Source organism: Streptomyces sp. NPDC090077, assembly GCF_044747545.1.
Classification (GTDB): domain Bacteria; phylum Actinomycetota; class Actinomycetes; order Streptomycetales; family Streptomycetaceae; genus Streptomyces.
In genome coordinates, this window is the sequence record NZ_JBIVEG010000024.1 from 76,173 (window position 1) to 94,582 (window position 18,410).

The following is an 18,410-nucleotide window of genomic DNA, read 5'->3' on the forward strand; positions in this document are numbered from 1 at the left end:
GGGGTCAGACCGCCCGGCGGCGGCCCTGGCCGCCCGTGCCGACGCGGCTGCGCGCGGAGGCCGCGGCGGCACCGCCGCCGGAGGCCGCGCCGCCGGAGCGCCGGCCCTGGGCGGGGGCCCCGCCGTTGCCCTGGCCGCCGCCCTGGCCGCGCCGGGCCTGGCCCGCGCCCGCGGCGGGGGCCTGACCGGAGGCGGAGCCGCCGGAGCGCCGGCCGCGACCGCCGGCCGCGGGGGCGGAGCCGGTCGCGGAGCCGCCGCGGGAGCCGCCCGAGCGGCGGCGCGAGGAGCCGGAGCCCGAGCCGGTGCGCGGCTTGGGCTGCGGGGCCTGCGGGACCTCCAGCACGACGGGGACGCCGGAGGGCTCGCGGGCGCCGGTGAGCCGGGACAGCTCCTCGTCGGAGGACTTGACCTGCGCGGTGCGCGGGGTGATCCCGGCGTCCGACATCAGGCGGGTCATGTCGCGCTTCTGGTCGGGCAGGACCAGGGTGACCACGCTGCCGGACTCGCCGGCGCGGGCGGTGCGGCCGCCGCGGTGCAGGTAGTCCTTGTGGTCGGTCGGCGGGTCCACGTTGACGACGAGGTCGAGGTCGTCGATGTGGATGCCGCGCGCGGCCACGTTGGTGGCGATCAGCGCGGTGACCTCGCCGGTCTTGAACCAGTCCAGGGTGCGGTTGCGCTGCGGCTGGGAGCGGCCGCCGTGCAGGCCGGAGGCGCGGACGCCGTCGGCGAGGAGCCGCTTGACCATGCGGTCGACGCCCCGCTTGGTGTCCACGAACATGATGACCCGGCCGTCGCGAGCGGCTATGCGGGTCGCCACGGCCTTCTTGTCGGTCTCGTCCATGACGTACAGGACGTGGTGCTCCATGGTGCTGACCGCGCCGGCGGACGGGTCGACCGAGAAGGCGACCGGGTCGGTCAGGAACATCTTGACGAGCTTGTCGATGTTCTTGTCGAGGGTCGCCGAGAACAGCATCGTCTGGCCCTCCGGCGCGACCTGCTTCAGCAGCGCGGTGACCTGCGGCATGAAGCCCATGTCGGTCATCTGGTCGGCCTCGTCGAGGACGGTGATCGAGACCTGCGAGAGGTCCGCGTCACCGCGGTCGATCAGGTCCTTCAGACGGCCGGGGGTGGCGACGAGCACCTCGGCGCCGCGGCGCAGCGCGCCCGCCTGCCGGTTGATCGACATACCGCCGACGACGGTCGCGATGCGCAGGTTGACGGAGGTGGCGTAGGGGCTCAGGGAGTCGGTGACCTGCTGGGCCAGCTCGCGGGTCGGTACGAGGACCATCGCGAGCGGCGCCGTGGGCTGGGCGCGGCGGCCGGCGGTGCGGGCGAGCAGGGCCAGGCCGAAGGCGAGGGTCTTGCCGGAGCCGGTGCGGCCGCGGCCGAGCAGGTCGCGGCCGGCGAGCGAGTTCGGCAGGGTGGCGGCCTGGATGGGGAACGGCTCGGTCACGCCCTGGGCGGCGAGGGTCTTCAGCAGCGCCTCGGGCATGTCCATGTCCTCGAACGCGGGGACCGGCGGGAGCGCCGGGGCCTGCGGTTCGGGCATGGTGAATTCCTGGGGCCGGGGGGCGGGGGCGGACTTCTGCCGTCCCGCGCCAGCCTTCGGACGTCCCTGGGCCGCACCTCGACCCCGGGTGGGGCGGCGGCTGGGGCGTGCGGAGCTGGAGCTGGTCATGCGAGAAAGCCCTCCTGAAACCGGCACCGTCCTAGAACCGGCAGGTGCAAACAAAGGTCGAGACAGCAGACAAGCCGGGGCCCGCACCTCGCGGCGCGGACCCCGGCATGCTGAAGAAATTAGGCGGGGAGGATGTTCTCCGCCTGGGGGCCCTTCTGGCCCTGGGTGACGTCGAAGGTCACGCGCTGACCCTCGGTCAGCTCACGGAAGCCAGAGGTGGCGATGTTCGAGTAGTGGGCGAAGACGTCCGGGCCGCCACCGTCCTGCTCGATGAAGCCGAAGCCCTTTTCCGAGTTGAACCACTTCACGGTACCGTTAGCCATTTGAATCTCCTGAATAGGCGGCAAGGGCCCCATCCGGGAGATTCCGGGAAAAACAATAAAAGCGCCTGCGGAGCATTCCCGTCAGGCGCACATAATGTTCATGGGTACCACAACTGCAACGCCTCTAAGCTAGCACATCCCGGGCCGGCGCCGCTGCGACCTTCGCCACGCGGCCGCAGCACCGCCTTCCGGGCCGCGGCTACAGCCGCTCGATGATCGTCACGTTGGCCTGCCCGCCGCCCTCGCACATCGTCTGGAGGCCGTAGCGACCGCCGGTGCGCTCCAGCTCGTGCAGCAGGGTGGTCATCAGCTTCACGCCCGTCGCGCCCAGCGGGTGGCCCAGGGCGATGGCGCCGCCGTTGACGTTGACCCGGTCCGGGTCGGCGCCGGTCTCCTTCAGCCAGGCCAGGACCACCGGCGCGAAGGCCTCGTTGATCTCGACCAGGTCGATCTCGTCCAGGGTCAGCCCGGTCTTCTTCAGTGCGTACGCGGTCGCCGGGATCGGGGCCGACAGCATCCGGATGGGGTCCTCGCCGCGGACCGAGAGGTGGTGGATGCGGGCCCGGGGGGTCAGGCCGTGTTCGGCGACCGCCCGCTCGGAGGCGATCAGCAGGGCCGCCGCCCCGTCCGACACCTGGGAGGAGACGGCCGCGGTGATGGTGCCGCCCTCGACGACCGGCTTCAGGCCGGCCATCTTCTCCAGGGTGGTGTCCCGGCGCGGACCCTCGTCCACCCGGACCTCCCCGTAGGCGACGGTCTCCCGCTCGAAGCGGCCCTCGTCGATGGCGCGCAGCGCCCGCTGGTGGGAGCGCAGGGCGAACTCCTCCATGTCACGGCGCGAGATCCCCCACTTCCCGGCGATGAGCTGCGCCCCGTGGAACTGGTTGACCGGCGCGTCCCCGTACCGGGCCCGCCAGCCGTGCGATCCCGCGTAGGGGCCCTCGGTGAAGCCGAGCGGTTCGGCGGCCTGCCGGGAGGCGAAGGCGATGGGGATCATCGACATGTTCTGGGTGCCGCCCGCGACCACCAGGTCCTGGGTCCCGGACAGCACGCCCTGCGCCGCGAAGTGCACGGCCTGCTGCGAGGACCCGCACTGCCGGTCGACGGTGACGCCGGGGACCTCCTCGGGCAGGCCGGCGGCCAGCCAGGCCGTCCGGGCGATGTCGCCCGCCTGCGGCCCGACGGTGTCCAGGCAGCCGAACACCACGTCCTCCACCGCGGCCGGGTCCACCCCGGACCGCTCGACCAGCGCCTTCAGGACGTGCGCGCCCAGGTCGGCGGGGTGCACGGCGGACAGGCCGCCGCCGCGCCGCCCCACGGGGGTGCGTACGGCGTCGACTATGTAGGCCTCGGGCATGGCGGGCTCCTCAACGGGGTCAGGGGCGTACGGCGATCCCGTCCAGCACCATCGACAGGTACTGGCGGGCGATCTCCTCGGGGCTGTGCTGGCCGCCCGGCCGGTACCAGGACGCCGCGACCCACACCGTGTCGCGGACGAAGCGGTAGGTGAGGCGGATGTCGAGGTCGGCGCGGAAGACCTGGGCGGCGACGCCCCGCTCCAGCGTCCCCAGCCACGCCTTCTCGAACTTGACCTGCGAGTCGGAGAGGTAGTGGAAGCGGGGCTGCGCGGAGAGGGTGCGGGCCTCCTTCTGGTAGATGGCGACGGCGGCGCGGTGCCGGTCGATCTCCCGGAAGGACTCGGTGACGAGGGCCTCGATGGTCTCCCTGGGGCCGAGGCCGGCGGCGAGGACGGTGTCGTACCCCGCCCACAGCTCGTTCAGGAAGGCCGAGAGGATCTCGTCGAGCATCGATTCCTTGGAATCGAAGTGGTAGTAGAGGCTGCCGGCGAGCATCCCGGCGGCGTCGGCGATCTTGCGGACGGTGGTGGCGTTGTAACCCTGGGCGGCGAAGACCTCGGCGGCGGTGTCGAGGAGTTCCCTGCGGCGCTCCGGCGAGGCGGTCACCTGTGTCTTCTTCGGCTTGTTCGTTGGCACGGGCCCATTCTGGGCCTAGGCGTGCTGGCTGCTGACCGACACCGTCTCGCCCGTCATGTACGACGAGTAGCCGCTGGCCAGGAAGACGATGACGTTGGCGATCTCCCAGGGTTCGGCGTACCGGCCGAAGGCCTCGCGGGCCGTCAGTTCGCGCAGCAGCTCCTCGCTGGTCACCTTCACCAGGTGCGGGTGCATGGCCAGGCTGGGGGCGACCGCGTTGACGCGTACGCCGAGCTCCGCGGCCTCCAGGGCCGCGCAGCGGGTCAGGGCCATCACCCCGGCCTTGGCGGCGGCGTAGTGGGCCTGTCCGGTCTGGGCGCGCCAGCCGATGACGGAGGCGTTGTTGACGAGGACCCCGCCGCGGCCGGAGTCCCGGAAGGAGCGCAGGGCGGCGCGGGTGCAGCGGAAGGTGCCGTTCAGGGTGACGTCGAGGACCCGGCCCCACTGGTCGTCGGTCATGTCGACGAGGTGCGCGGTACCGCCGAGGCCGGCGTTGTTGACGACGACGTCGAGGCCGCCGTGGAGTTCCCCGGCATGTGCGAACAGGGCCCGGACCTGCTCCTCCGCGGTGACGTCGCAGGGCAGGGAGGCGACGCGGGCGGGCCCGAACTCGGCGGCGAGCGCGTCCTCGGTCTCCTTGAGCCGCCGGGCGTGGGCGTCGCTGATCAGGACGGTGGCGCCCTCCTCCAGGAAGCGGCGGGCGGTGGCTCCGCCGATGCCGGCCCCGGCGGCGGCGGTGATGACGGCGGTGCGGTCCTTCAGCAGCCCGTGGGCGGGGACGTACGCGGGGGCGTTCATGCCCGTACCTCCTTGGGAAGGCCGAGGATCCGCTCGGCGACGATGTTGCGCTGGATCTCGTCGGAGCCCGCGTAGAGGGTGTCCGCGCGGGAGAAGAGGAAGAGCCGCTGCCAGTCGTCGAGTTCGTACGGGTCCCCGTGCGCGCCGGCCGCGGTGAGCGAGGCGGCGCCGCACACGTCCATGGCGAGTTCGCCGAGGTCGCGGTGCCAGCGGGCCCAGTACAGCTTGGCCGTGGAGGGCGCGGTGCCGGGGCGCAGGGCGGTGGCGCGCATGGCCTGGAGGCCGGTCCAGGCGCGGGCGAGCCGGTCGGCGATCAGCGGGTCGGCGAGGGCGCCGTTGGCGCGGGCGAGTGCGGCGAGGGCTTCGAGTTCGCGGCGGAAGCCGACCTGCTGGCCGAGGGTGGAGACGCCGCGTTCGTAGCCGAGGGTGGCCATGGCGACGGCCCAGCCGTCGCCGGGGGCGCCGACGACGTGGGCGGCGTCGGTGCGGGCGCCGTCGAAGAACACCTCGTTGAACTCGGAGGTGCCGGTGAGCTGGGTGATGGGGCGGACCTCGACGCCGGGCTGGTCCATGGGGACGAGGAGGTAGGACAGGCCTTCGTGGCGGCGGGAGCCGGGGGCGGTGCGGGCGAGGACGAAGCACCACTGGGCCTCGTGGGCGAGGGAGGTCCAGATCTTCTGGCCGTCGACCACCCACGCGCCGTCGCGGAGGGCGGCGCGGGTGCGGACGCCCGCGAGGTCGGATCCGGCGTCGGGCTCGCTGTAGCCCTGGCACCACAGCTCCTCCACAGCCCGGATGGGCGGCAGGAAGCGGCGTTTGTGCTCCTCGGTGCCGTGGGCGATGAGGGTGGGACCGAGGAGCTGCTCGCCGATGTGGTTGACCCGGGCCGGGGCGTCGGCGAGGGCGTACTCCTCGTGGAAGGCGATCTGCTCGGCGGTGCTCGCGCCGCGGCCGCCGTACTCGACGGGCCAGCCGACGCAGGTCCAGCCGTGTTCCGCCATGTGCCGCTCCCAGGCGAGGCGGCCGGCGAAGGCCTCGTGCTCCCGGCCCGGTCCGCCGCGCCCCCGCAGGGCCGCGTACTCGCCGGTGAGGTGGGTGCGGAGCCAGCCGCGGACCTCGGTGCGGAACTCCTCGACGCTGCTCATGGCCGTACGTTAACCTACCAAACACTTGTTAGGGAAGGATGTGCCGATGCCCGCCTCCGACGCCTCCGCCGAGGACTCCCCCGCCGACTCCCCCGTCCTGTACGAGGTGCGCGGCCCGGTCGCGTACGTGACCATGAACCGCCCCCGCTACCGCAACGCCCAGAACAGCGCGATGACGTACGCCCTGGACGACGCCTTCTACCGGGCCGCCGACGACCCCGCCGTCAAGGTGGTCGTCCTGGCCGGGGCCGGCGAGCACTTCTCCGCCGGCCACGACATCGGCACCCCGGACCGCGACGCCCACCTGCCCTTCGAACGGCGCGCCGGACTGTGGTGGGACCACACCGCCCGGCCCGGCGCCGAGTCCCGCTTCGCCCGGGAGTCGGAGGTGTACCTGGGCATGTGCCGGCGCTGGCGCGAACTGCCCAAGCCGGTGATCGCCTCCGTCCAGGGGGCCTGCGTGGCGGGCGGGCTGATGCTGGCCTGGGTCTGCGACCTGATCGTGGCCGGCGAGGACGCCTTCTTCGCGGACCCCGTGGTGCGGATGGGCATCCCCGGCGTCGAGTACTTCGCCCACCCCTGGGCCATGCCCCCGCGCATCGCCCGGGAGTTCCTCTACACCGGCGACCGGATGCCGGCCCGCCGGGCGTACGAGGTGGGCATGGTCAACCGGGTCGTGCCGCGGGCCGACCTCGCGGACGAGACCGGCCGGCTGGCCCGGCGGATCGCCGAGATGCCCTCCTTCGGCCTGGCGCTGACCAAGCGGGCCCTCAACCAGGCCGAGGACCTCCAGGGCCTGCACACCGGCATGGACTCCGTCTTCGGACTCCACCACCTGGCCCACGCCCACAACGCCGAGACCGCGGCGGATTCCCTCGGCGGCATGAACGTGGCCGCCATGAAGGAGGCGAGCACCTCGTGAACCTCGACCACTCCCCCGGCGTGGAGTCCTTCCGCGCCGAGGCCCGCGCCTGGCTCCGCTCCCGCGTCCCGGCCCGCCCCCTGCCCTCCCTGGAGACCGAGGAGGGCTTCGCCGCACACCGCGCGTGGGAGGCGCAGCTGCACGCGGACCGCTGGTCGGCGGTGTCCTGGCCCGAGGAGTACGGGGGCCGGGGCGCGGACATCGAGCGGTGGCTCGTCTTCGAGGAGGAGTACTGGGCGGCGGGCGCCCCCGGCCGCGTCTCCCAGAACGGCATCAGCCTCCTCGCCCCCACCCTCTTCGACCACGCCACCCCCGAGCAGCGGGCCCGCGTCCTGCCGCCCATGGCGAGCGGCGAGGTGATCTGGGCGCAGGCCTGGTCGGAACCGGAGTCCGGCTCCGACCTGGCCTCGCTCACCTCCCGGGCGGTGCGCACGGACGGCGGCTGGCTGCTGCACGGGCAGAAGACCTGGTCCTCCCGGGCCGCCTTCGCCGACCGCGCCTTCGGCATCTTCCGCACCGACCCCGGAGCCCCGAAGCCCCACCAGGGCCTGACCTACCTGATGTTCGACCTGCGCGCCCCCGGGGTGACGGTACGGCCCATCGGCCGCCTCGACGGCAAGCCCGCCTTCGCGGAGCTCTTCCTGGACGGGGTGTTCGTCCCCGACGAGGACGTCATCGGCGAGCCCGGCCAGGGCTGGCGGATCGCGATGTCGACCACCGGCAACGAGCGGGGCCTGACCCTGCGCTCCCCCGGCCGGTTCCTCGCCGCCGCCGACCGGCTGGCCCGGCTGTGGCGGGAGCAGGGCGACCCGGCCGACACCGCGCTGCGCGACCGGGTCGCGGACGCCCTGGTCGGGGCCCGCGCCTACGAGCTGTTCACGTGGACCGGCGCCTCCCGGTTCGCCGCGGGCGGCCGGATCGGCGCCGAGTCCAGCCTGAACAAGGTGTTCTGGTCCCAGTACGACATCGCCCTGCACGAGACGGCCCTGGACCTGCTGGGCCCGGACGCGGAGCTCGCCGACGGCCAGTGGGCCGAGCCGTGGCTCTTCTCCCTCGCCGGGCCGATCTACGCGGGCACGAACGAGATCCAGCGCGACATCATCGCCGAGCGGCTGCTCGGCCTCCCGAAGGGCCGCCGCTGATGCGCTTCCTGCCGACCGAGGAACAGTCCGACTACGCCCGTACGCTGCGCTCCCTGCTCGGCGCGGCCGCGGTGCCGGCGACCGTACGGGCCTGGGCGGCCGGGGACCACGGGCCCGGCCTGGCCCTGTGGTCCCGGCTCGCCGGCACCGGCCTGTTCGCCCTGGCCGTGCCGGAGGCCCACGACGGCGCGGGCCCGCTGCCGGTGGAGCTGGCACTCGGCTACACCGAACTGGGGCGGGCCGGGGTGCCCGGCCCGGTGGTGGAGACGGCGGCGGCCGCGGTGCTCCTGGCCGAGCTGGGCGACGAGACGCTCGCGAAGCGCTTCCTGCCGGGGCTCGCCTCGGGCAGCGCCCCGGTGACGGTCACGCTGCCGGGCGGTTCCCCGTACGCCCTGGACGCGGACGCGGCCGCGCACCGCTTCACGGTGACGGACACCGGCGAGCTGCGGCTGGCCGACGGCCCCGGCGACCCGCTGGCGTCCACCGACCCGGCGAGGCGGCTGTACCGGCCGGCGGAGGCCGGGGAGCTGCTGGCGGCGGGCCCGGCGGTGACGGCGGCGGCGGGCACGGCCCTGCGCTGGGCGCGGCTGCTGACGGCGGCGCAGTGCCTCGGCGTGGGCGAGGCCCTGCTGGCGCGGACGGTGGAGTACGCGAAGCAGCGCACCCAGTTCGGCACGCCGATCGGCGGCTTCCAGGCGGTCAAGCACCGGCTGGCGGACACCCTGCTGGCGCTGGAGTTCGCCCGGCCGCTGCTGTGGGCGGCGGCCCTGTCCCTGTCCCGCCGGGACGTGGCGGCGGCGAAACTGACCGCCGGCGAGGCGGCGTACGCGGCCGCGCTCACCGCCCTCCAGCTGCACGGAGCGGTCGGCTACACGGAGGAACTGGACCTGTCCCTCTGGCTGCGCAAGGCCCGCCCGCTGCGCGACGCGTGGGGCGGACCCTCGCAGTGCCGGGCGGAGGTGGTGGGCTAGGCCGTCTCTTCCGGATCTGGCCTGACCCGCGCCGCCCGGCACCGCACCTCGCCGCGTTGGCGGAGCACCCGAGTACGTCCAGTACAAGGGCGCCCCGCCAACGCACCGATGCACGGCACCGGACGACGCGGGCTTAACCGGCAAGATCCGAAAGAGACGACCTAGAAGACGGCCACCCGGAGGGTGACGACGTAGTCCTCCTCGACGGTCCCGTCCGGGAACAGGTCCAGCAGGCGGGCCCGCTCGGCGTCGATGAACTCCCGGGTGCGGGTCTCCCCGAGGACGAGGAACGCGGAGTGGGTGGCGTGGTTGGCGAGGTGCGCCTCCAGCGGGAGCCGGCGCGACCAGCGGACCTCGCGGGTGACGTGATCGAGCCCCTCGACGGACTCCCGGGTGGGCAGCCCGACCACCCCGAAGAACTCCCGCAGCCGGCGGTCCTGCTCGGCGATCCACGGCACCCGGACGTCCATGTCGTTCCACCACAGGGCGAGCGCCCCGCCGGGACGCAGCACGCGGCGGGCCTCCGGCACGGAGCGGGCGGGGTCGGTCCAGTGCCAGGCCTGGGCGTACGTGAGGAGGTCGAGGCTCCCGGAAGCGAGCGGCAGCGCGTTGCCGTCGCCGCGCACGACGGGGATCGCGGGGTGCGCGCGCCGGAACTCGGCGGCCATCCCGTCGCCGGGCTCCACCGCGACGACGCGGGCCCCGCGGGCGTGCAGCAGCGCGCTGGCGATCCCGGTCCCGGCCCCGGCGTCGGCCACCCGCGCCCCGCGCAGGGGCCGCCCGGCGAGCGCTTCGACCGCGTCGAACAGGGCGTCGGGGTAGCCGGGGCGGTGGGCGTTGTACGCGGCCGCGGCGGCGTCGAAGGAACGGGCACGAGTGGTCGTCATCCCGCCATTTTTCCGAACCCCGGACCGGAAGACGAAGGGGTTCCCACCGGACCCCCTTCCCCGGCTCCCGCTGCGCGGGGCTGGTCCCCTACCCGCCCTTCCACCGTTCCCAGGGGCTCCGCCCCCAGACCCCGGTCCTCAAACGCCGGACGGGCTGTCCATAGCCCCGCCGGCGTTTGAGGCGCTGGGGGCACCTCCCAGCGGTAGCTGGGGGAGGGTCCGGGGGCGGAGCCCCCAGGAAGGGGTCCGGGCGCAGCCCGGGGAACGGGCGAAGGGTGGGGCGGGGAGTAGCCCGCGCAGCGGCCCCGGGTCCCCCCGGCCAGGGGACCGGTCAGCGGAACTCCCGCACCACCTCGATGCGCCCCACGATGTGCGCGTTGAACTCGGGCAGCTCCTCGGCCGGGACCCACAGCTCCAGGATCGTCTCGCCACCCGCCTGCTGGACCGGGTAGCGCTCCAGGAAGGCCGAGTCGACCTCGAAGCGGGTCACGAAGCCGGCGCCGTCGTGCTTGACGTTCCAGTCGCGGGCGATGCGCACCGCGTAGTCCTCGTTGAGCACCGGGTAGAAGATCGGCTGCTCGGGCAGGCGCGGCGGCCAGGCCCGCCAGTCGAGGGCGCGCACCAGTTCGAGCTCGACGGGGCCGGTGGGACGCCAGAGGGTGGTAGTCGTGGACATGGCCGTGAACCTAGACGAGCGGCCGTCCGGACGGAAACGAGTTCGGGCGGCTCCCGGTGAACCGGAAACCGCCCGAAGGAGGTGCGCCGCCAGGGACTCGAACCCCGGACCCGCTGATTAAGAGTCAGCTGCTCTAACCAACTGAGCTAGCGGCGCCTCGGAAGGAAAAATACCCGGTCAGCGGGGCTCCTCCAAATCGGCCCGCCTCAGTCGCGGCGCCGGCGCAGCGACAGCCCCGTCAGCATGGCCGTCTGGAGCAGGAGCAGCCCCGCCGTGCCCGCGCCCTGCCAGAGCGGCTCGGGCGGGCGGGGGCCGAGCGCCCAGGCCGGACCGTCGGGGTCGACGGTCACCGCCAGCCGCGCGCCGGGCTGGAGGTCCAGCGCCACGGGCCCGGCCAGATCCCGGCCCGCCCCGGTGCGCAGCCGCAGCGACGGGGTCTGCGTGGAGCCGTCCTGCGTCATCGTCCGCGACACGACCAGGGCGGTCTCCGTCCGGCCCCGCTCGTGGAGGGCGTGCCGGTCCCAGGTGACCCCGGCGAGCACCGCGATCCCGACGGCGGCGAACGCGACGACGGTACGGGCCGCGAACTCCGCCTCGGTGCCGTGCGTGACGACCGCCCCGATGACGAAGACCCCCAGCAGCACCGGCACCCAGGCCCCTTCTGGCCCGCGCAGCAACAGGAGCGCCCCGAACTCGGCTGCCAGGAGCAGGCAGTTGCGCAGCACCGCCCCGGACACCCGCCGCACCAGATCAGCCATGGACACATCATGCCGGGGATGTCCCGGCGCGGATATCCCGGTGCGGACCCCGCCGGGCGCCGCCTAGGATCCTCCTCAAGCGGGGTCGTAGCACAGAGGTAGTGCGCCTACACGTCATGGAGGAGGACGCCGGTTCGAATCCGGCCGCCCCGCCCTTCACTTCTCCCCTCCCGTCGCCGGGCCGTAGGATCGGCCGCAAGGGCGGGGTCGTGGTACAGAGGTCGTTGCACCCCTTGCTCAGGGGAAGACGCCGGTTCGAATCCGGCCGCCCCGCCCCCTCCGCGTCAGCCGGCCGGCTCCGTCGCCGCCAGCCAGGCCGCCGCTCCCGCCAGCGCCGACCGTGCGGCCGGCAGGGGCAGGCCCAGGAAGCCGTGGAAGACCCCCGGACTGAGCCGTACCTCGCAGTCCACCCCCGCCCGTGCCAGGCGGCGGGCGTACGCCAGCCCCTCGTCCCGCAGCAGGTCGCAGTCCGCGAGGAGGATCAGCGTGCGCGGCAGGCCGGCCAGCTCGGGCGCCCGCAGCGGGGAGACGTGCGGGTGGGCGGGGTCGCCGCCGTACTGGTCCCAGTACCAGGCCATGTGCGCGGCGGTGTGGAAGTACCCCCGGCCGTACGCCGCCACCGACTCGGAGCCCATCGAGGCGTCCAGCGGCGGGTACGCCAGCAGCTGCCCGGCGACCAGGCCGGGGGCCCGCAGGGCGGTGACCGCCGCCAGGTTGCCCCCGCTGGAGTCCCCGGCGACCACCACGCGGCGCGGGTCGCAGCCCAGCCGGACCGCCTCGGCCCGCGCCCACAGCAGCACGGCCAGCGCGTCGTCGGCCGCCGCCGGCCAGGGGTGTTCCGGGGCGAGCCGGTAGTCAGCGGAGACGACCACCGCCCCGGAGGCCGAGGCCAGGGTGCGGCAGAGGGCGTCGTGGGTGTCCGGGCCGCACATCACCCAGCCGCCGCCGTGGAGGTACACGGCCAGCGGCCGCCCCGCCGCCCCGGGCGCGGGGTCGTACACCCGCACCGGCACCCCGCCCGCGGCGGTGTCGTACACCGAGGCCACCTCGGGCCCCGCCGGCCGGGCCGGGGCCCCCGCGGCCACGGCGGCCCGCAGGGCGGCCGCGTCCCCGGGGCCGGGGAAGCCGGCGGCCATCGCGTCGCACAGCCGCCGGGCGGCCTCCGACAGTCCGTCCCGTTCGTCCCGTGTCATCGCGCCGTCATCCCCCCGTCGACCGTGAACTCCGCGCCGGTGATGTACGAGGAGGCGTCCGAGCAGAGGAAGAGGACCAGTTCCCCGACCTCCTCGGGCCGGCCCATCCGCCCCAGCGGCAGGTGCGACCAGTCCCGGCCCGCGACGGCGTCGGCCACCATCGGGGTGTCGACGGCCCCGGGGTGCACCGAGTTGACCCGGATCCCGTCCGCGGCCAGGTCCAGTGCCGCGCACCGGGTCAGCCCGCGCAGCCCGGACTTGGCGGATCCGTAGGCCGCGTGGCCGGGGATGCCGACCAGTCCGGCGGTGGAGGAGACGTTGACGACGGAGCCGCCCCCGCCCGCGCGCAGGACCGGGGCCAGGGCCCGGATCCCGAGGAAGGGGCCGATCAGGTTGACCCGCAGCAGTTCCCCGAAGCCCTCCTCGCTCTGTTCCTCGATGTGCGCGGTGCGCCACAGGGCGGCGTTGTTGACCAGTGCGGAGACCGTTCCGAAGGCGGCCACCGCCTCCCGCACCACCCCGGCCCAGCTGTCGGCGTCGGCCACGTCGTGGCGTACGTACAGGCCCTGGTCGCCGAGTCCGGCGGCGACCGCCCGGCCCTCCTCCTCGCGGAGGTCGGTGACGACGACGCGCGCCCCGGCCTCGGCGCACAGCCGGGCCTCGGCGGCGCCCTGGCCGCGGGCCGCGCCGGTGATGACGACGACCTTCCCCTCCAGCGACACCATCTCAGGCCTCCAGTGCGCGGAAGTGCGGGATGACCTTCTCGCCCCACTGCCGGATGGTCTCCAGGCAGGCCTCCTGCGGGACGGTGCCCATCTGGATCAGGCACATCACCTCGTCGACGCCGATCTCGCGCAGCTGCTCGACGTACGCGATGGCCGTCTCGGCGCTGCCGTAGGCGTGGTCCGCATTGTAGGTGCCGGTGTCGACGGGGCGGGCGGGGATCTGCGCCTCGTGCAGCTTGGCGACGAGGTCGGCGCGGCCCCGTTCGAGGGCGGCGGTGTGGTCCTCGGCGGATGCGTCCTCGGCGTAGCCGGTCGGTTCGGGGCCGTTGCCGTACCAGTGGGCGATGGACTCGGCGAAGAAGCGCTGGCCCCGGGTGCCGAGCCGCAGGGCGCGTTCGGGGTCGTCGAGGACGATGGTGGGGCAGAGGGCGGAGAGGTGGTCGTTGACGGCGGTGGAGACGAGGCGTTCACCGGTGCGGGTGGCGATGGCCTCGTCGTAGACCTTGCGCATGGCGCGGACGTCGTCGGCGCCGGCGAAGCCCATCACGAGGGCTCCGATGCCGAGTTCGGCGGCGAGCTTGAGGGTGTCGTGCTTGGAGCAGGCCATGAACAGCGGCGGGTGCGGGTCCTGCACGGGTCGGGGCAGGATCGCGCCGGGGCCGATGTCGAGGGAGCCGTGCCATTCGAAGACGGGCTCCTTCCAGGCGGAGGAGAAGATCCGCAGGGCCTCCTCCATCTGCGGGTAGGTGTCCTCGGGGCGTACCCCGTACATGGACATCTCCTGGCGGGTGGCGCCGCGTCCGGCGCCGATGTCGACGCGGCCGCCGCTGAGCACGTCGAGCATGGCGGCGCGTTCGGCGACGCGGACGGGGTGCTGGTAGCCGAAGGGCATGGTGACCACGCCGTGGCCGATGCGGATGGTGCTGGTGCGGGCGGCGACCCAGGTCAGGAAGATCTCGGAGGCGCTCATGTGGGCGTACTGGGTCAGGGAGTGGTGTTCCACGGCCCAGATCCGGTCGAAGCCCATCTCCTCGGCGAGGACGGCCTGTTCGACGCAGTCGTGGATGACCTGGCGTTCGCGTTCGGGGGTGGGGTCGACGAGCTGGGCCTCGAAGATCATCGAGAACTTCACGGAGGGTCCCTCCAACCGGAGTTATTTCTAATAGGAATACTTCTAGCAGGCATACCCCGCAGGGGGAAGGGCGCTGCGGGACCGGTCGTAGACTGCGCTGCGTGGCAGACGAGACGGCAGAGACGGCAGACGAGACGTCGGCGGGGACGAGCCCGCGCACCCTCCCCGCGACCAGCTGGGCGGTCCTCGGGCTGCTCTCCTTCGGCGAGGAACTCTCCGGCTACGACCTGAAGAAGTGGTCGGACTGGTCGCTGCGCTTCTTCTACTGGAGCCCGTCCTTCAGCCAGATCTACAGCGAGCTGAAGCGGCTGGAGAAGGCCGGCTACGCCTCCTCGCGGATGGTGGCCCAGGACACCGGCACCCGCGACAAGCGCGTGTACCGGATCACCACCGCGGGCATGGCCGCCGTACGGGCCTGGGCGCGCGAGGCGCCGGTCGACCCGCCGGTGCTCAAGCACGGACCGATGCTGCGGCTGTGGCTGGGCCACCTGCTGGAGCCGGAGCAGATGCGCGAAGTGCTGCACCGGCACCAGGAGTTCGCGGAGGACATGCGCCGGCGCGCGGAGGCCGACGTCGAGGGCGCCAAGGACGAGGCGGCCTGGGCGTACCCCACCCTGACCCTCAGGTGGGCCGAGCGGTACTACGCCTCCGAGCGCGACCTCGCGGCCGCCATGCTGGAGGACATCGACGCCCTGGAGGCGGCGCGCGCCGCAGCCGGGTCCGCCGAGGACGCCGCCGGGAAGTCCTCCGAGGGGTCCGACAGCCGCCCGTAGGAGCGCCGGAAGTACAGCAGCGGCGCCCCGTCGCGGTGCGCCGCGAGGGCGGTGACGCGGCCGAGGACGACGGCGTGGTCGCCGCCGTCCAGCACGTCCTCCAGTACGCACTCCACGGTGGCGAGGGCCCCTTCGAGCAGCGGCGCGCCGCCCGCGCCCGGGGTCCAGGCCACTCCGGCGAACTTGTCCCCGCCGGTGACGGCGAAGCGGCGGCACAGCTCTTCCTGGTCCGCCGCCAGGACGTTGACGGCGAAGGCCCCGGCGGCTCTGATCCGCGGCCAGGTCTTCGAGGTGCGGGCGGGGCAGAAGCAGACCAGCGGCGGGTCGAGCGAGACGGACGAGAAGGACTGCACGGCCATTCCGGCGGGACGGCCGTCGCTCCCGCGCGCCGTGACGACGGCGACGCCGGTGCAGAAGCCGGCCAGGACCGCCTTCATGTCCGCGGGGGTGGGGGTGGTGAGGGTCGACACGGGGACCTCCCGGGGCAGGGCTGTCGCTCCTGCCTGCACAGTTCGGAGTTATTCCTACTAGGTATATGCCTAACCGAAACACCTGTGATTGGATACCGCCCACGCTCGCTCGTCAAGTGCTCACGTCACGACAAGCAGGGAGGGTCCGTTGCCACCACCACCGCCCACCACCCTCGCCGGGCTCCCCGGGTACGCCGCCGCCGCGTACGGGGACCTGGAAGCCCTCACCGACGGCGAGGTCCGCTGGACCTTCGCCCGGCTCGCCGAGGAGGTGTCCGCCGCCGGCCGCGCCGCCGTCGCCCACGGCATCCGCCCCGGCGACCGGGTCGCCGTCTGGGCCCCCAACAGCCGCCAGTGGATCGCCGCCGCCCTCGGCGCCGTCGGCGTCGGCGCCGTCCTCGTCCCGGTCAACACCCGCTACAAGCCCGCCGAGGCCGCCGATGTCATCCGGCGCAGCGGCGCCCGCGTCCTGTTCACCGAACGCGGCTTCCTCGGCACCGACTACGCCCGCGACCTGCACGCCTCCGGCGAGGACCTCGGCGCCCTCGCCTCCACCGTCGTCCTGCGCGGCGGCGACGGCCCCGGGTCCTGGGAGGCGTACCTCGCCGCCGGGCGGGCCGTCCCCGAGGCCGAACGGGCCGCCCGCGCCGCCCGGGTGCGCCCCGAGGACGTCTGCGACGTCCTCTACACCTCCGGCACCACCGGCCGCTCCAAGGGGGTCACCGCCACCCACGGCCAGACCCTGCGGCTCTACACCTCCTGGTCCGAGCTGGTCACCCTGCGCCCCGGCGACCGGTACCTGCTGGTCAACCCCTTCTTCCACACCTTCGGCTACAAGGCCGGCGTGCTCGCCTGCCTGCTGCGCGGGGTCACGATGCTCCCCGAGGCCCGCTACGACACCGACCGCATCCTCGCCCGCATGGCCGCCGAGCGGGTCACCTGCCTGATGGGCCCGCCGACCGTCTTCCACGGCCTGGTCCACCACCCCCGGCGCACCGCCCACGACCTCTCCGCGCTGCGGCTGGCCGGCACCGGCGCGGCGCACGTCCCCACCTCCCTGGTCGAGGAGATCCGGACCGAACTGGGCGCCCCCGACGTGTTCACCGCGTACGGACTGACCGAGTCCGGCGGGGTCGTCTCCGTCTGCCCCACCGACGCCGACGCCGACACCATCGCCCGCACCGTCGGCCCGCCCGTCCCCGGCACCGAGGTGCGCGTCGCCGGCCCGCTCGGGCAGCCGCTGCCCGCCGGGGAACCCGGCGAGATCCAGGTCCGCGGCTACCACGTCACCCCCGGCTACCTCGACGACCCGGCCGCCACCGCCGAAGCCGTACTGCCCGGCGGCTGGCTGCGCACCGGCGACATCGGGGTGCTCGACGGGCGCGGCTACCTCTCCGTCACCGACCGGCTGAAGGACATGTACGTGGTCGGCGGCTTCAACGCCTACCCCGCCGAAGTGGAGAACGTCCTGCTCACCCACCCCTGCGTCGTCGACGCCGCCGTGGTCGGCGCCCCCGACGAACGGCTCGGCGAGGTCGGCGCGGCCTACCTCGTCACCACCGCCCCCGTCACCGCCGAGGAGCTGACCGCCTGGGCCCGGGAGCGGCTGGCCAACTTCAAGGTGCCCCGGCGGTTCACCGTCCTCGACGCGCTCCCGCGCAACGCGAGCGGCAAGCTGCTGAAGGACGGGCTGCGCCGCGCGGCCCGGGAGGAGTCGGCATGACCGCACCGCGGACCGCACCGCCGGCCCCCCTCGCCCCCACCCCCGAACAGGAGGAACTCCGCGACGCCGTACGGGCGGTCCTCACCCGGCACCCCGGTCACGAGGCCTGGGCCCCGCTCACGGCGCAGGTGGGCGCGGCCGCGCTCGCGGTGCCGGAGGAGTACGGCGGGCTGGGCTGCGGGCCCGCCGAGACGGGGATCGTCATGGCGGAGCTGGGCCGCGCGCTGAGCCCCGTACCGTACCTGGGCTCGGCGGTGCTGACGGTGCACGCGCTGCTCGCGTCCGGGCACCGGGCGGCGTGCGCCGAGCACCTGCCGGGACTGGCCGACGGGAGCGTGGTCGGCGCCCTGGCCTGGGCGGAGGCCGGGCCCGGCGGGCGCGGCAGCTGGGAGCCGGGCGACCTGGAGACCCGGGCCGAGGCCTCCGCGGACACCGGCTGGCTGCTCACGGGCACCAAGCGGTACGTCCTGGCCGGCCCGGCGGAGCCCGCCCTGCTGCTGGCCTTCGCCCGGACCGGGGACGGCCGGCCCGGCCTCTTCGAACTCACCGCCCCGCCCGCGGCCTTCACCGTACGGGCCACCATGGACCCCTCCCGCCCCCTCGCCGAGCTGACCCTGGACCGCACCCCGGCCCGGCTGCTGTCCGCCGACGGGGCCGGGGTCCTCGCCCGCGTCCGGGACCTGGCCTGCACCGCCCTGGCCGCCGAGCAGGCGGGAGCGGCGGGGCGGGCCCTGGAGGCGACGGTCCGCTACGCGAAGGACCGCACCCAGTTCGGCCGGCCCATCGGCTCCTTCCAGGCCGTCAAGCACCGGCTCGCCGACGTGCACACGGCCGTCGAGGCGGCCCGGGGGCTCGCCCTCGCGGCGGCCGCCGCCGGTGCCCCGCCGGACCTGGCGGCGGCCGCGGCCGCCGCGGGCGCGGAGGCGTACGCGTACGCCGCGGGCGAGATGATCCAGCTCCACGGCGGCATCGGCGTCACCTGGGAGCACGAGGCCCACACCTTCTTCAAACGGGCCCACGGATCGGCCCTGCTCCTCGGCGGGCCCGCGGCCCACCGCCGGCGCCTGGCCGCGCACCTGGGCTGGCTGCCCGCTTCCTGA

18 protein-coding genes, 3 tRNA genes and 1 pseudogene are annotated in these 18,410 nt (G+C 74.3%); 8 read left to right on the top strand and 14 right to left on the bottom strand.

Annotated elements, in window-relative coordinates; all coding sequences use genetic code 11:
• Positions 1–4: 4 nt before the first annotated feature.
• The 6 genes from ACIPW5_RS30390 to ACIPW5_RS30415 form a co-directional block, all read right to left on the bottom strand.
• The gene (locus ACIPW5_RS30390) at positions 5–1,678 is read right to left on the bottom strand and encodes a DEAD/DEAH box helicase (RefSeq protein WP_401251675.1); all 1,674 of its coding nucleotides are present in this window, start codon (positions 1,676–1,678) and stop codon (positions 5–7) included.
• 119 nt (positions 1,679–1,797) lie between these two features.
• Entirely contained in the window at positions 1,798–2,001 is a 204-nt protein-coding gene (locus tag ACIPW5_RS30395; RefSeq protein WP_125816912.1) for a cold-shock protein, read from the bottom strand.
• 199 nt (positions 2,002–2,200) lie between these two features.
• On the bottom strand, positions 2,201–3,358 hold the full coding sequence (locus tag ACIPW5_RS30400; RefSeq protein WP_401251678.1) for an acetyl-CoA C-acetyltransferase: 1,158 nt from the start codon (positions 3,356–3,358) through the stop codon (positions 2,201–2,203).
• Between the two features lie 19 nt (positions 3,359–3,377).
• Positions 3,378–3,995, bottom strand: a complete 618-nt coding sequence (locus ACIPW5_RS30405) for a TetR/AcrR family transcriptional regulator (protein ID WP_007263539.1) — start codon at positions 3,993–3,995, stop codon at positions 3,378–3,380.
• Positions 3,996–4,010: 15 nt separating this feature from the next.
• A complete protein-coding gene (locus ACIPW5_RS30410; RefSeq protein WP_401251679.1) occupies positions 4,011–4,793 on the bottom strand; it encodes an SDR family oxidoreductase in 783 nt (260 codons plus the stop codon).
• Positions 4,790–5,938, bottom strand: a complete 1,149-nt coding sequence (locus tag ACIPW5_RS30415; RefSeq protein ID WP_401251681.1) for an acyl-CoA dehydrogenase family protein — start codon at positions 5,936–5,938, stop codon at positions 4,790–4,792. The genes ACIPW5_RS30410 and ACIPW5_RS30415 overlap by 4 nt, the downstream gene beginning before the upstream one ends.
• Positions 5,939–5,984: 46 nt before the next feature.
• On the opposite strand from ACIPW5_RS30415, the gene ACIPW5_RS30420 reads away from it, so the two are divergent.
• The 3 genes from ACIPW5_RS30420 to ACIPW5_RS30430 are packed head-to-tail and all read left to right on the top strand — an operon-like array spanning position 5,985 to position 8,973.
• Positions 5,985–6,860, top strand: a complete 876-nt coding sequence (locus ACIPW5_RS30420; RefSeq protein ID WP_401251684.1) for an enoyl-CoA hydratase — start codon at positions 5,985–5,987, stop codon at positions 6,858–6,860.
• Positions 6,857–8,002, top strand: a complete 1,146-nt coding sequence (locus ACIPW5_RS30425) for an acyl-CoA dehydrogenase family protein (protein WP_401251686.1) — start codon at positions 6,857–6,859, stop codon at positions 8,000–8,002. Before ACIPW5_RS30420 ends, ACIPW5_RS30425 begins: the two co-directional genes overlap by 4 nt.
• Positions 8,002–8,973: an acyl-CoA dehydrogenase family protein gene (locus tag ACIPW5_RS30430; RefSeq protein ID WP_401251688.1), complete on the top strand. Its 972-nt coding sequence runs from the start codon at positions 8,002–8,004 to the stop codon at positions 8,971–8,973. The genes ACIPW5_RS30425 and ACIPW5_RS30430 overlap by 1 nt, the downstream gene beginning before the upstream one ends.
• 161 nt (positions 8,974–9,134) lie before the next feature.
• On the opposite strand, the gene ACIPW5_RS30435 is transcribed toward ACIPW5_RS30430, so the two are convergent.
• The 4 genes from ACIPW5_RS30435 to ACIPW5_RS30450 form a co-directional block, all read right to left on the bottom strand.
• Positions 9,135–9,860, bottom strand: coding sequence for a class I SAM-dependent methyltransferase (locus ACIPW5_RS30435; protein WP_401251690.1), 726 nt, complete (start codon positions 9,858–9,860; stop codon positions 9,135–9,137).
• A gap of 331 nt (positions 9,861–10,191) precedes the next feature.
• Positions 10,192–10,536 (bottom strand): hypothetical protein, encoded by a 345-nt coding sequence (locus ACIPW5_RS30440; RefSeq protein WP_401251693.1) that lies wholly within the window; start codon positions 10,534–10,536, stop codon positions 10,192–10,194.
• Positions 10,537–10,618: 82 nt separating this feature from the next.
• A tRNA-Lys gene (locus tag ACIPW5_RS30445) sits at positions 10,619–10,692 on the bottom strand.
• Positions 10,693–10,742: 50 nt separating this feature from the next.
• The gene (locus ACIPW5_RS30450) at positions 10,743–11,294 is read right to left on the bottom strand and encodes a hypothetical protein (protein ID WP_401251694.1); all 552 of its coding nucleotides are present in this window, start codon (positions 11,292–11,294) and stop codon (positions 10,743–10,745) included.
• A gap of 79 nt (positions 11,295–11,373) precedes the next feature.
• Here ACIPW5_RS30450 and ACIPW5_RS30455 point away from each other — a divergent pair.
• Positions 11,374–11,448, top strand: a tRNA-Asp gene (locus ACIPW5_RS30455).
• Between the two features lie 47 nt (positions 11,449–11,495).
• Positions 11,496–11,569 (top strand) — tRNA-Ser (locus tag ACIPW5_RS30460).
• 9 nt (positions 11,570–11,578) lie between these two features.
• On the opposite strand, the gene ACIPW5_RS30465 is transcribed toward ACIPW5_RS30460, so the two are convergent.
• The 3 genes from ACIPW5_RS30465 to ACIPW5_RS30475 are packed head-to-tail and all read right to left on the bottom strand — an operon-like array spanning position 11,579 to position 14,344.
• The gene (locus ACIPW5_RS30465) at positions 11,579–12,487 is read right to left on the bottom strand and encodes an alpha/beta hydrolase (protein WP_401251697.1); all 909 of its coding nucleotides are present in this window, start codon (positions 12,485–12,487) and stop codon (positions 11,579–11,581) included.
• Positions 12,484–13,212 carry an SDR family NAD(P)-dependent oxidoreductase gene (locus ACIPW5_RS30470; RefSeq protein WP_401251700.1) on the bottom strand — a complete coding sequence of 243 codons (729 nt, stop codon included), beginning with the start codon at positions 13,210–13,212 and terminating at the stop codon, positions 12,484–12,486. Before ACIPW5_RS30470 ends, ACIPW5_RS30465 begins: the two co-directional genes overlap by 4 nt.
• Position 13,213: 1 nt before the next feature.
• Positions 13,214–14,344 (bottom strand): LLM class flavin-dependent oxidoreductase, encoded by a 1,131-nt coding sequence (locus ACIPW5_RS30475; RefSeq protein WP_401251701.1) that lies wholly within the window; start codon positions 14,342–14,344, stop codon positions 13,214–13,216.
• A gap of 101 nt (positions 14,345–14,445) precedes the next feature.
• Between ACIPW5_RS30475 and ACIPW5_RS30480 the strand changes: the two genes are divergently transcribed.
• Positions 14,446–15,117, top strand: a complete 672-nt coding sequence (locus ACIPW5_RS30480) for a PadR family transcriptional regulator (protein ID WP_401251704.1) — start codon at positions 14,446–14,448, stop codon at positions 15,115–15,117.
• A 47-nt stretch (positions 15,118–15,164) separates the two neighbouring features.
• Here the strand turns inward: ACIPW5_RS30480 and ACIPW5_RS30485 are convergent.
• Positions 15,165–15,554 (bottom strand): annotated as a pseudogene (locus tag ACIPW5_RS30485) (flavin reductase family protein); the annotation flags it as partial.
• A 181-nt stretch (positions 15,555–15,735) separates the two neighbouring features.
• Here ACIPW5_RS30485 and ACIPW5_RS30490 point away from each other — a divergent pair.
• Positions 15,736–17,310 (top strand): FadD3 family acyl-CoA ligase, encoded by a 1,575-nt coding sequence (locus ACIPW5_RS30490; RefSeq protein WP_401251707.1) that lies wholly within the window; start codon positions 15,736–15,738, stop codon positions 17,308–17,310.
• Positions 17,307–18,410, top strand: a complete 1,104-nt coding sequence (locus tag ACIPW5_RS30495) for an acyl-CoA dehydrogenase family protein (protein WP_401251710.1) — start codon at positions 17,307–17,309, stop codon at positions 18,408–18,410. The genes ACIPW5_RS30490 and ACIPW5_RS30495 overlap by 4 nt, the downstream gene beginning before the upstream one ends.